The organism is Sandaracinobacteroides saxicola, from assembly GCF_014117445.1.
Taxonomy (GTDB): Bacteria; Pseudomonadota; Alphaproteobacteria; order Sphingomonadales; family Sphingomonadaceae; genus Sandaracinobacteroides_A; species Sandaracinobacteroides_A saxicola.
Genome location: NZ_CP059851.1, coordinates 548,741 through 561,304 on the forward strand (window position 1 = coordinate 548,741; position 12,564 = coordinate 561,304).

Below are 12,564 nucleotides of genomic sequence, written 5' to 3' on the forward strand. Positions count from 1 at the left end.
AAGCGTGGCGATCACGGATCATCCGGCGGCCCTTGGTTGCCGGTGGGTGGGTCCAGGATGAGGGTCAGTTGGCCGGCGTTGCCACCAGAGCCGTCGGCCATGGTTAAGAGTGTATAGATGTCCATGGCGTAAAGTTCTTTTTCGTTCTCATCAAGGTTACCAGTGCTTTTTTGGCAATGGTTGATGAAAGCAAAGGCGCTTCGGGTTTTACCGGAAATCTGCAGGTCGAAATTCTTGCCGTCGGCGAATGAATAATTTTCATTATAAACTGTTGTGTCACCTGGCTTGTCTGTCGGGGAATGGATAGGTGGAATCTTGCTGCTGCTGTCCGGGAAAGTGCAGTTGGGTTCGTTGATCGCGAGGACGATCCATATCCGGTTCTTGAATGCGATGGGAACGCTGTTTTCTTGGAAGTTTCGACCTAGCTCAACCCAGCCATTCGGCAAGCTGCTTGATGAAGAGAGCTTCGTTTCGAGTGCCTGGACGGCGCCGCGGGCAGCGGCGTGGTCCAGGCGCGATGAACCGGCCACGGCAAATCGATAGCCGGCTACGGCCAGCCGCTGGTTGACGAAGCCAATGCGAAAATACTGGATCCGGCGGGGAAACGGTTTGGCAAGCGCCTCATTTTCCGATGCAACAACCTCGCGGATCGGTCCGGCGGACAGCGTGCCTGCGCGAAACGAGGCAAGCCTAGCGTCGGTTGCGGCAGATTTGCGAAACTGGCCGAAATCAATATCGTCGTCGGTCATTGTCTTTCTCCGTCAGCGAGTGTTTTTCGAACTGCCTCGATACGCGCGGACTGCAGCCGGAGGCGGGCTGGATCTCCGGCATTTGCCTTGACCAGCACGACCATCAAGCGGTCCGCCTTGTCCAGATAACGAAGAGCTTCGTCGCCCGCACCGCGCCTTGCGGCGATATCCGCGCGGGCGATGGCGACCGATAATTGCTGGCTAAGCCAAAGCATGTTTTTGGGTTCGACTGCTACCAGACCGGACATCAGCGCGTCTGCATCGGCAGCAAGCACGGCGGCTTGGGACAGTTTACCTTGTTCGACAAGAATGCGCGCCTGAGCGCGGCGGTTGACGACGGCGGCGAAACGGTATGTTACGTTGACACGGTCGGTTGCGATCATCTGGTCGAGCAAACGGGCTTGTTTCTGCCGGTCGAGAAGCGCGGCGTCGAAGCGGCGAAGGTCGAAGTTGGTGTCGGCGAGCCAAGCTAGCGCCTCTGCGCGATCCATCAGATAATCGTTGCCGCCGATTCTTGCGGCCTGCTCGATGAAGCGAAGGGCCGCCTCGAACGAAGGCAGCGCCTCATTTGGCCGGGCAATGTCGCGGAGCAGGATGGTTCCTATTGCAGCCGACGCATAGTGACGCTCGACCAAACCGCGCACGGCGTCGGGTTCGGCTTTCGCCAATGCCTCAGCGGTGGCGCTATAGGCCTGCATCCGCGCGAGCGCTGCATTGGCATTGCCCTGCTGCCGGTAGGTTTGGCCCAGCCAGAATTCGCTCTGGGCCTGGGCGAACAGGCGGTCGGGATTGCGGGGGGCGTCGGCGAGGAGGGTTTTGGTGACGCGGTTGGCTTCGGTGAAGTGCCGGAGGGCGGCGGCCGTGTTGCCGCGCGCGAGCTCATCCTCGCCCATGGCGTGGAGGATGCGGGCGCGGCGTTCCAGCGCGTCGGGGGCGAGGCGGGTGAGGTCCTGCGCGCCATAATAGGTGAGGGCGCGGCTGTTGACGCCGCCCATCACGTCCAGCCGGCCGACGCCTTTCAGTTTTTCGCGCAGGTCGGTGAGCATATATTCGACCAGTCCCTCAGCTTGGGCCCGCGCGGTTTCCGCCTCGGCCCGGGCTTTCAGCGCCAGGATCAGCGCCGTCGACAGGATTAGCACCAGCGCGACGGCGCCGACCGTGATGGCGGTCACGCGGGCGCGCTGTCGTTGCGCGTCGCGCTGCACCAGCGCATCGAGGCCGACGCCGCTGAGGCCGGCGACCAGCTTCAGCAGCGCAAGCCGACGACCGCCCTGGCCGGGGCGAAGGTCGGCGGCGATGGGTTCGGCCGCGGCGAGCGCGGCGGGGAAGGCGTCGGCGGGTTCACCGCGGGCGAGCGCGACGAGGATGGGGCGGCCATGGCCGTGCAGGGCGCGGAAACTCTCGATCTCCTTCGCCACCCAGCGCGAGGCGGCGGCGTCCGGCGAGGCGAGCACGATGAGCGCGGCGGATTGGCCGAGCGCGGTGGTGACGGCAGCGGAGAGATGTTCGGCGGCGGGGAGTTCATCGAGGTCGCGGAAGATGGGGGACAGGCGGGCGGGCACGGGGCCGAAGGGAGACTCCGTGCCGACCAGGCGGGCGGGCAGGCGATAGCGTTCGAGCGCGGCGTGCAGCCATTTCGCGGTGGCGAGGTCGCGGTGGCTGTAGCTGATGAAGGCGCGGTAGCGCGGGGGCGCGGGGGATGGCGCGGGCGGTAACGCCCCCTCCAGCCCGGCCAAGGCCACCATGTTCACTGCCCGTCTCCCCCGAGGTCAGCAACGCATCCGACGTGGCGCCAGACTGCCGTATTGGCAGGGGAAGTGCAAATGCGTTGTGCGCATGGCGGGCCCGGGCTGCTGCCATTCGTTTTTTTCATGGCTGCCGTGAAATCAGCAATTTGCAGGCTGGGTGACGAGGGCGTGATGGCGGTCACGCAGGGGCCGGCCCGGGGGCGGTAGGCAGGGGCGACCCGGCAGGGCGGGTCATGCACGCTGGAGGATCGGATGAGCCTGATGAGCCTGGAGATGGAGCGCGACGAGACGGTGGAGTTGCCGGAGCCGGACCGGGTGGACTGGGCGGCGCGGACGCGGGCGCTGCTGGACCATTGGCATGGCGTGGCGCGGGACAGTGCGTTCGGGCCGGAATTCGCCGGCGTGGTGCCGGCGCTGGCCCGCGCGCGGGCGCTCGCCGGGCCGGCCTGGATGGAAACGGTGCTGCCGATGCTGCGCGCGCATCCGTTGCAGGCGCTGGTGCGGAATTGTCCGATCGTCGACCATTCGGTGCGCAAGCCGCGCGGCTATGCCGGGGATGCGGCGCTGCTGGACCTGATCTATCAGCATCCGTCGGCGCCGCTGCGGCCGGGCAATGAACTGGGGCAGCGGCTGACGCTGCACATCGCCAGCGGCGCGGCGAGCCGGTCGGTGCGCTATCGCCGGCTGCTGCTGGCGGAAGCGATCGACGATGCGGCGCTGCGGCACGACGGTGCGCGGGTGATGTCGCTGGCGTGCGGCCACATGCGGGAGGTGGAATGGTCCCTGGCGCTGGCGCATGGCGGGGTGCGCGAGCTGCTGGCGGCGGACCAGGATGCGGAGAGCCTGGCACGGGTGGCGGCGGATTATGGCGCGCGCTTCCCGATGGTGCGGCCGACGGCGCTGTCCGTGAAGCAGGTGATCCGCGGGGCGGTGCCGGGGGAGGGTGGCTTTGACCTGGTCTATGCGGCGGGGCTGTACGACTATCTGCCGGCGGCGGTGGCGCGGGCGCTGACGAAGCGGCTGTTCGGCTTGCTGCGGCCCGGCGGGCGGTTGTTGCTGGGCAATTTCGGCGATGATTTCGACGGCATCGCCTTTACCGAATCGCTGATGCACTGGCCGCTGCTGTGGCGGACGCCGGTGCAGATCGAGGCCTTCGCCAATGACATTCCGGCGGGTGCGATGGCGACGCGGCGGGTGTTCGCCGACCCGACGCACACCTGCTGGTATCTGGACCTGACGCGGGCATGAGTGCGGCGGCCGCCCTGGCGGAGGCGATGGCGCCGGCGCGGCTGCTGCTGGGGGCGGTGGTGTGGCGGGACACGCGCGCGCTGCTGTTCACGCTGGCGAGCTGCGGCATCGCCAGCGTGGTCGCGGCGTTCCAGCTGGCGGTCTATACCAGTTTTCTGCTGGCAAGCTCGGCGCCGCCGCGGCTGTTCGCGGCGGACCTGTGGCTGATGGATCGCAGCATCGAGGTGTTCGACATGCCGACGCCGATGGCGGAGGAGATGGCGGCGGCGGTGGCGAGCGAGTTTCCCGGCGCGGTGACGCAGCGGATGGTGGTGGGGTTCGCGCCATGGTCCGGGCCGGCGGGCGCGCGGGGCAATGTGCTGCTGATCGGGATGGACGACGCGCCGCTGGGGGCGCGGGAGTTCCGGGTGGACGCGAGCGAGATGGCGCGGCTGGCGCTGCGCCGGGTGGGCGACGAGGCGGCGATCGGCGGGGTGACGATGCGCTTTGCCGGCGGGATGAGGGGCCTCGCGAGCTATATCGGCGCGCCCTATGCGGTGGTGCCGTTCGATGTCGGGCGGGCGATCCTGCGCTACCCCGCAGGCCAGGTGGCGTTCGTGGCGGTGCGGCTGAACGGGGGCCGGCCGGCGGATTTCGCGGCGCGGCTGGCGCGGTTGCAGGCGCGCTGGCCCGATGTGGGGTTTCGGGAGGGCAAGGATTTCATCGCGTCGAGCGCGGCCTATTGGCAGAACAAGACCGGGGCGGGGGCGGCGATCCTGCTGGCGGCGGGGCTGGCAATGGGGCTGAACGCGCTGCTGCTGGTGAACGGGGTGGGGCGGTTCGTGCAGCGGCGGCAGGCGGACATCATCAGCCTGATCGGTCATGGCTCGACGCGGGCGCAGATCGGCTCGATCCTGGTGGGGGTGGCGAGCCTGCTGGTGGCGGGGGCCTATCTGGCGACACTGCTGCTGTGCCCGCTGCTGGATGTGGCGACGGACGCGTGGCTGCCCTGGGTGCATTTCACGCCGGTCAATGCGCTGGCGGCGGGCGTCGTCGCTTTGCTGTGCTGGGGGGTGGCGGTGGTGGCCAGCCTGGGGGAATTGAGGAGGTTTCCGGCCGATGCGATCTTTAGAAGTTAGTGCCTGCCTGTTGCTGGCGGGGTGTGGCGTGGCGGATGCCGCGGCGCCGGCCTTGCCGCCCAGCCCATGGGCGGTGAGCGCGATGGGGCGGGTGGATGCCGCGGAGGAAGCGCGCGCTCTGGTGGCGGAGCGGGACGCGGTGATCGCGCGGGTGCATGTGCGGCCGGGGCAGGCGGTGCGCATGGGCGATGTACTGGTGGAATTGCGTTGCGCCGATGCAATGGCGCGGGAGGCCGGTGCGGTTGCGGCGGCGCGGGCAGCGGGGGCGGAGGCGGCGCTGGTGGACGCGGGGCCGCGCGAGGAGGTGCGCGTGGAGCTGCGGGCGCGGGCGGACGAGGCGGTGGCGCGGGCGGCGGATGCGCGGGATTTGCTGGCGCGGGCGGAAGGGCTGGTGGGGCGGGGGTTCGTCTCGACGCGGCGGGTGAGCGAGTTGCGGGCGGAGGTGGCAGCGCGGGAGGCCACGGTTGCCGCGGCGGGGGCGGCGCTGCGGGCGGCGGAGGCGGGGGCTCGGCCGGAGGAGCGGATTGCGGCGCGGGCGCGGTTGGCGGGTGCTGAGGCGGAGGCAGCGGCGGCGCGGGCGATGGCGGAGAAGTGTGTGGTGAAGAGCCCGATCGACGGCACGGTGACGCGGCTGTGGAAGCGGGAAGGCGAGTTTTCCGGGGCGAGCGCGGGGACGGCATTGCTGAGCGTGGCCGACCTGAGCCGGATGATGGTGCGGGCGGAGATCGCCGACCGGGATGCGGCGAAGGTGCGGCTGGGGCAGGCGGCGACGGTGTGGATCGATGGCGATATGCGGCACTGGCACGGGCGGGTGGTGGAGCTGTCGGCGCAGATGGGGCGCAAGACGGCGCGCTCGCTCGACCCGAGCGACCGGTTCGACCGCGATGTGCGCGAGGCGCTGGTGGCGTTCGACGGCGCGGCGCCGCCGGCGGTCATTGGCCTGCGGGTGAATGTGGGGCTGGCGCGGTCGTGAGCGCGTTGCGGCTGGAGGGGGTGGCGCATGCGATGGGGGAGGGCGCGGCGCGGCGGGCGGTGCTGGCGAAGGCGGACCGGGCCTTTGTGCCGGGGCGCTTCGCCTGCCTGACCGGGCCGTCGGGGGCGGGGAAGACGACGATGCTGTCGATCCTGGCGGGCGTGGTGCTGCCGGAGGAAGGCGTGGTGCGGCATGGCGCGGTCGCGGTGTCGGCGCTGGGGGAGGCGGGACGGCTGGACTGGCGGCGGCGGCAGGTGGGGATGGTGTTCCAGACCAACCGGCTGATCGACATCCTGACGGTGGACGAGCATCTGCAGATGGTGGCGCGGCTGCGCGGCCGGCCGGAGGCGGTGGCGGCGGGGCGGGACTGGCTGGTGCGGCTGGGGCTGGCGGACAAGGGTTCGCAGCGGCCGGGGCAGCTTTCGGGGGGCGAGAAGGCGCGGGTGGCGCTGGCGCAGGCGCTGGCGGTGGAACCGGCGGTGCTGCTGGCGGATGAGCCGACGGCGGCGCTGGACCGGGCCAATGCCGAGATGGTGGCGGCAGCACTGCATACATATGCAGAGCGCGAGGGGCGGATTGTGGTGGCGGTGAGCCATGACGCGGCGATGATCGGCGCGGCGCATGACGAGGTGCGGTTGGAAAAGGCGTGAAGGCACGGCATAGGGCGGGGATGGGAGCCGCGCCGATGCCGCCTGAAATCCGATTGTCCGCCCGAGCCGCCGCGATGCGCAGCGGCGGCGATGCCTGGTGGGTGGCGGGGGAGGCGATGCGGCGCGCGGCGGCCGGGCAGGATATCATCGCGCTGACCATCGGCGACCCTGCCGGGCCGCCGCCGGATGTGGTGGTGGCGGCGACGATTGCGGCGCTGGAAGCCGGCAGGACGCATTACAGCCCGCTGCTGGGGGAGCCGGTGTTGCAGAGGGCAATCGCCGATTATCTGAATGCGGATGCAGTGCGGCGGGTGGAGCCGGGGCAGGTGGCGGTGATGCCGGGGGCGCAGCATGCGCTGCTGGGGGCGATGGCGATGATCGCCGGGCCGGGGGACGAGGTGATCCTGCTCGATCCCTTCTATCCCAGCTATCCGGCGGTGGTGGCGGCGAGCGGGGCGAGCCCGGTGTTCGTGGGCTGTGGTCCGGGCTTTGCGTTCGATGTGGAGACAATCGTGGCGGCGATCACGCCGCGCACGCGGGCGATCCTGATCAACTCGCCGGCCAATCCCAGCGGGCAGGCGCTGGACGCGGGCGACTGGGCGGCGCTGGTGGCGGCGACGGCGGCGGCGGGCATCTGGCTGGTGTCGGACGAGGTTTATGCGCGGTTCCGGTTCGATGGCGACCATGTGGGGGTGTGGGATGCGGGCGCGCCGGAGCGGTCGGTGCTGCTGGGCAGCCTTTCGAAATCGCACCGGATGACCGGATACCGGCTGGGCTGGGCGGCGGGGCCGCCGGCGCTGGTGCGGGCGCTGGAGGACTGGTCCGCGGCGAGCCTGTTCGGGGTGTCGCAGTTCGTGCAGGATGCCGGGGTGGCGGCGCTGGCGGTGCCGCGCGCCGCGCTGGAGGGTTATTGGCGGGGGTTCGCCGAGCGGGCGGCGCGGGTGGTGGCGCGGGCGAACGCCATTCCCGGGCTGCGCGCCGCGATGCCGGCGGGCGGCATGTTCGTGATGCTGGACGTGCGTGGCGTGGACGGCGACGATGTGCGGTTCGCGCGCGCGCTGCTGGATGCGACCGGCGTGGCGGTGACACCGGGCAGCGGGTTCGGGCGCGCGGCGGCGGGGCATGTGCGGGTGAGCCTGTGTTCGGAGGAGGCCGTGCTGATGGCGGCGTTCGACCGGATTGAGGGATGGCGGGCGGGGTTGGCACGGGCGGCGTGAGGCTAGCTGGTAGGCTTACTTTTTCCTCTTGATTATATGCAAAGATGACCATATAGGACATTTTCTGAGACGTTTAAATTATGCTGCATCGCGCCGTTCATGTATCATGCATATGCGCTCAAGCATTGACCCGAATCCGTATTCACGCCAATTAGCTGTGATGAGCGATTCGAAATTACCGCCGCGTCACCGCGACTCGAACCAATTAGCGGACCTTGTGGCGGCCATTGCTGCAGGAGACATGCCAGATGGACCAATCTTGACCAACGATGGGCGCGATTTAGGCGCAGTTATGCTTGGTCGTCGCGGAGGTTTGATAGGAGGCCGAGCGCGGGCGGAAAAGTTGGCTCCCTCTGAGCGAACCCGCATTGCCAAACTTGCGGCAAGGAAAAGATGGGAGAAAAAATGACGCGCTCATTGGATGAGTTGACTTCGTCAAACAAGTTCATCGAAGGCCAGCTTGATAAGAACTTAGCAGCAGTAGGAGAATATCTAGATCGAGATATTATAACAGTCGTTGCACCAATGTTTAACGGTATCGATGATATGGTCAGAGACATGATCGAAGACATCGAACCAAAAAAGGAAAAGCTGGCAGTAATTATTGAAACATCTGGTGGCTCGATTGAGGTTGTTGAGCGGATGGCAGAGATGTTCAGGCATCACTACCCAAAAGACATAGCCTTTTACGTACCAAGCTATGCGATGTCTGCAGGTACCGTATTGGTAATGTCTGGAGACAGTATACACATGGACTACTTTTCCGTTCTCGGTCCTATCGACCCGCAAGTCAAACAGAAATCTTCCGATAATTATGTGCCAGCTCTTGGATATCTGGAAAAATACGCCGATTTCGTTGAAAAATCTTCACGTGGCAAGCTCACTGAGGCGGAGGTATTATTTTTCTTGCAGAAGTTTGACCCTGCTGAGCTGCATTTTTTTGAGCAAGCCAGAGACTTGTCGGTGGAACTTTTGAAAAAATGGCTAGTTAATTATAAGTTTCGGAATTGGAAGAAGACGGGTTCTTCCGGTAAGATTGTTACAGCTGCCATGCGCGAAAAGCGGGCTACGGAGATTGCCAGAAAGCTGAATGATGTGAAAAGGTGGAAATCTCATAGTCGCACATTGTCCAGAAGTGTAATTGAATCAGAAATGAAGTTGATGATTGACGATTTTGGCGCGGACAAAGAGCTCAATAGGCGGATAAGGTCTTACTCACGTCTGCTGCAAGATTACATGATGCGTGTAGGACATTCTATCGTAGTTCATGTTCCACAGACGTACAAGGGGATGTAATATGGTGACGAAAAAGCTTGATATTGACTCGCTCATTGAGGCTAACCCTAAGGTAAAAGCGGGTGAGGTGCGTGTGCGTAGACTCGTTGAGAGGCTAGCTGAGTTGGAGAATATTGGCATGGTGTCAAAGCGATACGACCTTGCGTCACCTCTTGATGGTCGAGGATGGGTGAGGCGGTTGGCATTGCAACGAAACTGACACTTTATGCTTGGAGCAGAGATATTTCTGCCATTGATGGTTGGTGGGTGAATGTATTGTCTGCTGAAAATTGCGCTACATGTTGGATATTGAAATCCTGTTTACATTAGGGAGACACTATGTGCGATCGCTAACACGGCCCCAGGCATGGCCAATCTGTTATAGGAACTTGTAGATGCTGTGATGCTAGTCAAAGTTAAGAGGGTAAACTTGGCCGAAAGACGATCTTTCAGCAGGATTTAAACTGATCCAGCACTGGAAGAATAACCAAGGCTTGGCAAATTCGGCGACTTGCAGCAGCCTTGGCCTTGAGGGGGACTCGGGCCATGGCGGAGCGGGCTTTTGTCAGTGGGCGGAATGCGGCGGCGGCGTTTGGGTTGCGGTTGCATCGGGGGGAGGGGATGGTGTTGCTGGCGATGGACTGGCGCAGGCAGCGCCCGCCGCGCGATTTCGTGGGGTTTGCCATCGAGGTGAAGGCGCCGGGGGCGGCGGATTTCGTGGCGTTGAAGAACCGGTTGTCCTTTTCGCTCGACGCGCGGCATCTGCCGGATGACCGGGACACGCGGCAGAACCCCTCCATCCTGGCGCCGTTCCAGGCGTTCCGCTGGATGCACATGCCGCAGGAAAATGCCCGGCAGGGCGAATATCGCTATCGCGTGACGCCGCTGTTCATGGATGCGGCCGGCGCGTTGCGCACCGGCGCGGCGCAGGAGGCGGCGACGACGTTGATGCACGAGACGGTGCCGGGCGTGCTGAACATCGCCTTCACCCGCGGCTATGTCAGCAGCCAGGCCTTCACCGACCGCTTCGGCGGGCCGGCGGCGATCCCGACGCTGCTGCCGCGCCGCGCCGCGGAGGGACTGGATTTCGTGGCGACGGCGCCGCAGGCGGAGGAGGCGCTGGCCTGGATGGGCTATGAGGCGCGGGCGGCGATCCTGAAGCTGCTGGACGAGGCGATCGCCGACAGCAGCGCGAAGGTGGACGTGATCGCCTATGACCTGAACCTGCCGCCGCTGATGGACCGGTTCGCGGCGCTGGCGGGGCGGCTGAGGATCATCATCGACGACAGCGGCGACCATGGCGAGGCGCACAGCGCGGAGACCGAGGCGGCGAAGCGGCTGGTGGCGATGCTGGGGCCGGCGAATGTGATCCGCCAGGATGTGAAGGGATTGCAGCACAACAAGATGATCATCGTGCGGGCGGCAACCTGGGCGAAGGCGGTGGGGGGATCGACCAATTTCAGCTGGCGCGGATTCTATGTGCAATCGAACAACGCCGTGATCGTCAGCGGGGCGGCGCCGGTCGCCATCTTCGCCGCGGCGTTCGAGGCCTATTGGGCGGGGCGGTGGCCGTTCGCCTCGCCGGGGTGGCAGGCGCTGGGGCTGGCCGGGGTGGACGCGCAGGTGACCTTCTCTCCGCGCGATGGCGGCGCGGTGCTGGCGGCGCTGGCCGAGGATGTGGCGGCGACGAAATCGAGCCTGTTCTATTCGCTGGCGTTCATCTCGATCACGCCGGGGGCGGTGCAGGACGCGCTGGCGGCGGTGACCGACAAGGCCGACCGCTATGTCTATGGCATGTCCGACAAGCGGCTGGGGCTGAACCTGCAGCGGCCCGGCGGCAATCCGGTGCCGGTCGATTCGGGCGGGCTGGGGATGACGCTGCCGCCGCCGTTCCGGCCGGAAGCCACGGGCGGCGGCGGGGTGCGGTTGCACCACAAGTTCATCGTCATCGATTTCGACCTGCCGACGGCGCGGGTCTATACCGGGTCCTATAATGTCTCGCGGTCGGCGGACGGCAAGAATGGCGAGAATTTCTTCTGCATCCGGGACCGGCGGGTGGCGACGGCCTATATGATCGAAGCCTTGCGGATTTTCGACCATTATCATTTCCGCACGAAGCGGGCGGCGAACCGGGACAGCAACACGCCGATGCTGCTGCAAAAGCCGCCGGCGGCGGGCGAAAAGGCCTGGTTCGACCGCTTCTGGGACGATCCGGTGAAGGTGAAGGACCGGACGCTGTTTGCGGGAACGGGGGCGGCGTCTGTTTAGACCCCGGATGAAACATCCGGGGTAGAAGGCGGCGCACAAGCGCCGGCGCCCGGTCGGGCTTGCCGCCTGCGGCGGGTAGGCGAACGACGATGCCATGTGCTATTGCGCGGGCATGAGCAACCTGCCCCCCGTGCCGACGACGTTCGCGGAATTCTGGCCCTATTACATGGCGGCGCATCAGGATCCGCGCAACTGCGCCGTGCATTATGTCGGCTCGACGGGCGGGGTGGCGGCCGCGGTGGCGGCGGTGTGGACCGGGCAATTGGGGTGGATCGCGGCCGGGGTGGTGTTCGGCTATGCCTGCGCCTGGTTCGGGCATTTCGTGTTCGAGCGCAACAAGCCGGCGAGCTGGGTGCGCTGGTGGTGGAGTTTCCTGGGCGACTGGCGGATGTATGCGGCGAAGCTGAGCGGGCGCAGCGCCGAGGCGGTGGCGCTGGGGCGGGGCCTGCCGGACATTTCGGAGATGGTGCGGGCAAAACAGCGTGCGTGATTGATGTATCACGCACGCTGTTTTGCTTTTTGTTGTCGCGCGTCCTGATGCGGAAAACCGGTTCCCACTTTTCCGCGACGCGCTTTATCCGGGCAGGGTGACGGGGACGGTTTCGAAGCGGTCGGTGGCGGGGTCGAGCACGCGCAGGCTGCCGTCCGCGATGTCGAAGATGGCGCCCTGCAGTTTCAGTTCGCCGGCGGTTTCGGCGGCGGTGACGAAGGGGTAGCTGCGCAGGTTGGCGAGGCTGAGGCGGACGGCGGCCTGTTCCAGCGCACGCTGCGCATCGACATCGGGGCTGAGCGCGGCGGCGGCGACCACCTGTTGCCGCGCCGGTTCGATCATCGCCATCCATTTGCCGATGAACTGGCCCTGGCCGGGGCCGGCATCGGTGAAGGCGCCGGAGAGGCTGGCGGCGATGCCGCCGCAGCGGGCGTGGCCGAAGACGACGATCTGGTGCACCTTCAGCACGCAGACGGCATATTCGATGGCGGCGGCGGCGCTCGCCTGGCCGGCGGCGTCGCCGTAATCGGGCACCAGGTTGGCGACGTTGCGCAGCACGAACATCTGGCCCGGCGCGGTATCGAACACGCGGCTGGGATCGACCCGGCTGTCCGAACAGGCGACCAGCATCACCCGCGGCGACTGGCCCTGGGCGAGCGCGTCGAAACGGGTGCGCTGTTCGATGTAGGGGCCGGTGCGGAAGCGGCGGTAACCTTCGATGAGTTCGCGGAATTCGGGCATCAGCGGACGGTGGAACGGACGAAGCGCGTGGCGGTCATGACGGTTGGTTAGGACGTGCCATCCAGCTTGGCAATCATCCAGGCGAGG

11 protein-coding genes are annotated in these 12,564 nt (G+C 66.2%); 8 read left to right on the plus strand and 3 right to left on the minus strand.

Features of this window, described 5'->3' with window-relative positions; genetic code table 11:
- Nucleotides 1-11: 11 nt before the first annotated feature.
- Complete coding sequence (locus H3309_RS02585; RefSeq protein WP_182297223.1) at nucleotides 12-749, minus strand: hypothetical protein; 738 nt, start codon at nucleotides 747-749, stop codon at nucleotides 12-14.
- Nucleotides 746-2,494: a toll/interleukin-1 receptor domain-containing protein gene (locus H3309_RS02590; RefSeq protein ID WP_182297225.1), complete on the minus strand. Its 1,749-nt coding sequence runs from the start codon at nucleotides 2,492-2,494 to the stop codon at nucleotides 746-748. Before H3309_RS02590 ends, H3309_RS02585 begins: the two co-directional genes overlap by 4 nt.
- A gap of 255 nt (nucleotides 2,495-2,749) precedes the next feature.
- On the opposite strand from H3309_RS02590, the gene H3309_RS02595 reads away from it, so the two are divergent.
- The 8 genes from H3309_RS02595 (at nucleotide 2,750) to H3309_RS02630 (ending at nucleotide 11,736) form a co-directional block, all read left to right on the plus strand.
- Nucleotides 2,750-3,745, plus strand: a complete 996-nt coding sequence (locus tag H3309_RS02595) for a methyltransferase type 12 (RefSeq protein ID WP_182297227.1) — start codon at nucleotides 2,750-2,752, stop codon at nucleotides 3,743-3,745.
- On the plus strand, nucleotides 3,742-4,863 hold the full coding sequence (locus H3309_RS02600; RefSeq protein ID WP_182297229.1) for a hypothetical protein: 1,122 nt from the start codon (nucleotides 3,742-3,744) through the stop codon (nucleotides 4,861-4,863). Before H3309_RS02595 ends, H3309_RS02600 begins: the two co-directional genes overlap by 4 nt.
- The gene (locus H3309_RS02605) at nucleotides 4,844-5,836 is read left to right on the plus strand and encodes an HlyD family secretion protein (RefSeq protein WP_182297231.1); all 993 of its coding nucleotides are present in this window, start codon (nucleotides 4,844-4,846) and stop codon (nucleotides 5,834-5,836) included. Before H3309_RS02600 ends, H3309_RS02605 begins: the two co-directional genes overlap by 20 nt.
- Complete coding sequence (locus H3309_RS02610; protein WP_182297233.1) at nucleotides 5,833-6,486, plus strand: ABC transporter ATP-binding protein; 654 nt, start codon at nucleotides 5,833-5,835, stop codon at nucleotides 6,484-6,486. The genes H3309_RS02605 and H3309_RS02610 overlap by 4 nt, the downstream gene beginning before the upstream one ends.
- Before the next feature lie 35 nt (nucleotides 6,487-6,521).
- Nucleotides 6,522-7,703 (plus strand): pyridoxal phosphate-dependent aminotransferase, encoded by a 1,182-nt coding sequence (locus H3309_RS02615; protein WP_182297235.1) that lies wholly within the window; start codon nucleotides 6,522-6,524, stop codon nucleotides 7,701-7,703.
- A 405-nt stretch (nucleotides 7,704-8,108) separates the two neighbouring features.
- Nucleotides 8,109-8,999: an SDH family Clp fold serine proteinase gene (locus H3309_RS02620; RefSeq protein WP_182297238.1), complete on the plus strand. Its 891-nt coding sequence runs from the start codon at nucleotides 8,109-8,111 to the stop codon at nucleotides 8,997-8,999.
- A 525-nt stretch (nucleotides 9,000-9,524) separates the two neighbouring features.
- Nucleotides 9,525-11,246 (plus strand): phospholipase D-like domain-containing protein, encoded by a 1,722-nt coding sequence (locus H3309_RS02625; RefSeq protein ID WP_182297239.1) that lies wholly within the window; start codon nucleotides 9,525-9,527, stop codon nucleotides 11,244-11,246.
- A 112-nt stretch (nucleotides 11,247-11,358) separates the two neighbouring features.
- On the plus strand, nucleotides 11,359-11,736 hold the full coding sequence (locus H3309_RS02630) for a DUF962 domain-containing protein (protein WP_182297240.1): 378 nt from the start codon (nucleotides 11,359-11,361) through the stop codon (nucleotides 11,734-11,736).
- 84 nt (nucleotides 11,737-11,820) lie between these two features.
- On the opposite strand, the gene H3309_RS02635 is transcribed toward H3309_RS02630, so the two are convergent.
- Entirely contained in the window at nucleotides 11,821-12,477 is a 657-nt protein-coding gene (locus H3309_RS02635) for a carbonic anhydrase (protein WP_182297241.1), read from the minus strand.
- Nucleotides 12,478-12,564 lie beyond the last annotated feature (87 nt).

What these genes read in the sequence shown, in the direction of transcription:
- H3309_RS02595 (WP_182297227.1), top strand. Translation starts at nt 2,750, where the DNA reads ATGAGCCTGATGAGCCTGGAGATGGAGCGCGACGAGACGGTGGAGTTG.
- H3309_RS02620 (WP_182297238.1), top strand. Translation starts at nt 8,109, where the DNA reads ATGACGCGCTCATTGGATGAGTTGACTTCGTCAAACAAGTTCATCGAA.
- H3309_RS02605 (WP_182297231.1), top strand. Translation starts at nt 4,844, where the DNA reads ATGCGATCTTTAGAAGTTAGTGCCTGCCTGTTGCTGGCGGGGTGTGGC.
- H3309_RS02600 (WP_182297229.1), top strand. Translation starts at nt 3,742, where the DNA reads ATGAGTGCGGCGGCCGCCCTGGCGGAGGCGATGGCGCCGGCGCGGCTG.
- H3309_RS02590 (WP_182297225.1), bottom strand. Translation starts at nt 2,494, where the DNA reads ATGGTGGCCTTGGCCGGGCTGGAGGGGGCGTTACCGCCCGCGCCATCC.
- H3309_RS02630 (WP_182297240.1), top strand. Translation starts at nt 11,359, where the DNA reads ATGAGCAACCTGCCCCCCGTGCCGACGACGTTCGCGGAATTCTGGCCC.
- H3309_RS02635 (WP_182297241.1), bottom strand. Translation starts at nt 12,477, where the DNA reads ATGCCCGAATTCCGCGAACTCATCGAAGGTTACCGCCGCTTCCGCACC.
- H3309_RS02625 (WP_182297239.1), top strand. Translation starts at nt 9,525, where the DNA reads ATGGCGGAGCGGGCTTTTGTCAGTGGGCGGAATGCGGCGGCGGCGTTT.
- H3309_RS02615 (WP_182297235.1), top strand. Translation starts at nt 6,522, where the DNA reads ATGCCGCCTGAAATCCGATTGTCCGCCCGAGCCGCCGCGATGCGCAGC.
- H3309_RS02585 (WP_182297223.1), bottom strand. Translation starts at nt 749, where the DNA reads ATGACCGACGACGATATTGATTTCGGCCAGTTTCGCAAATCTGCCGCA.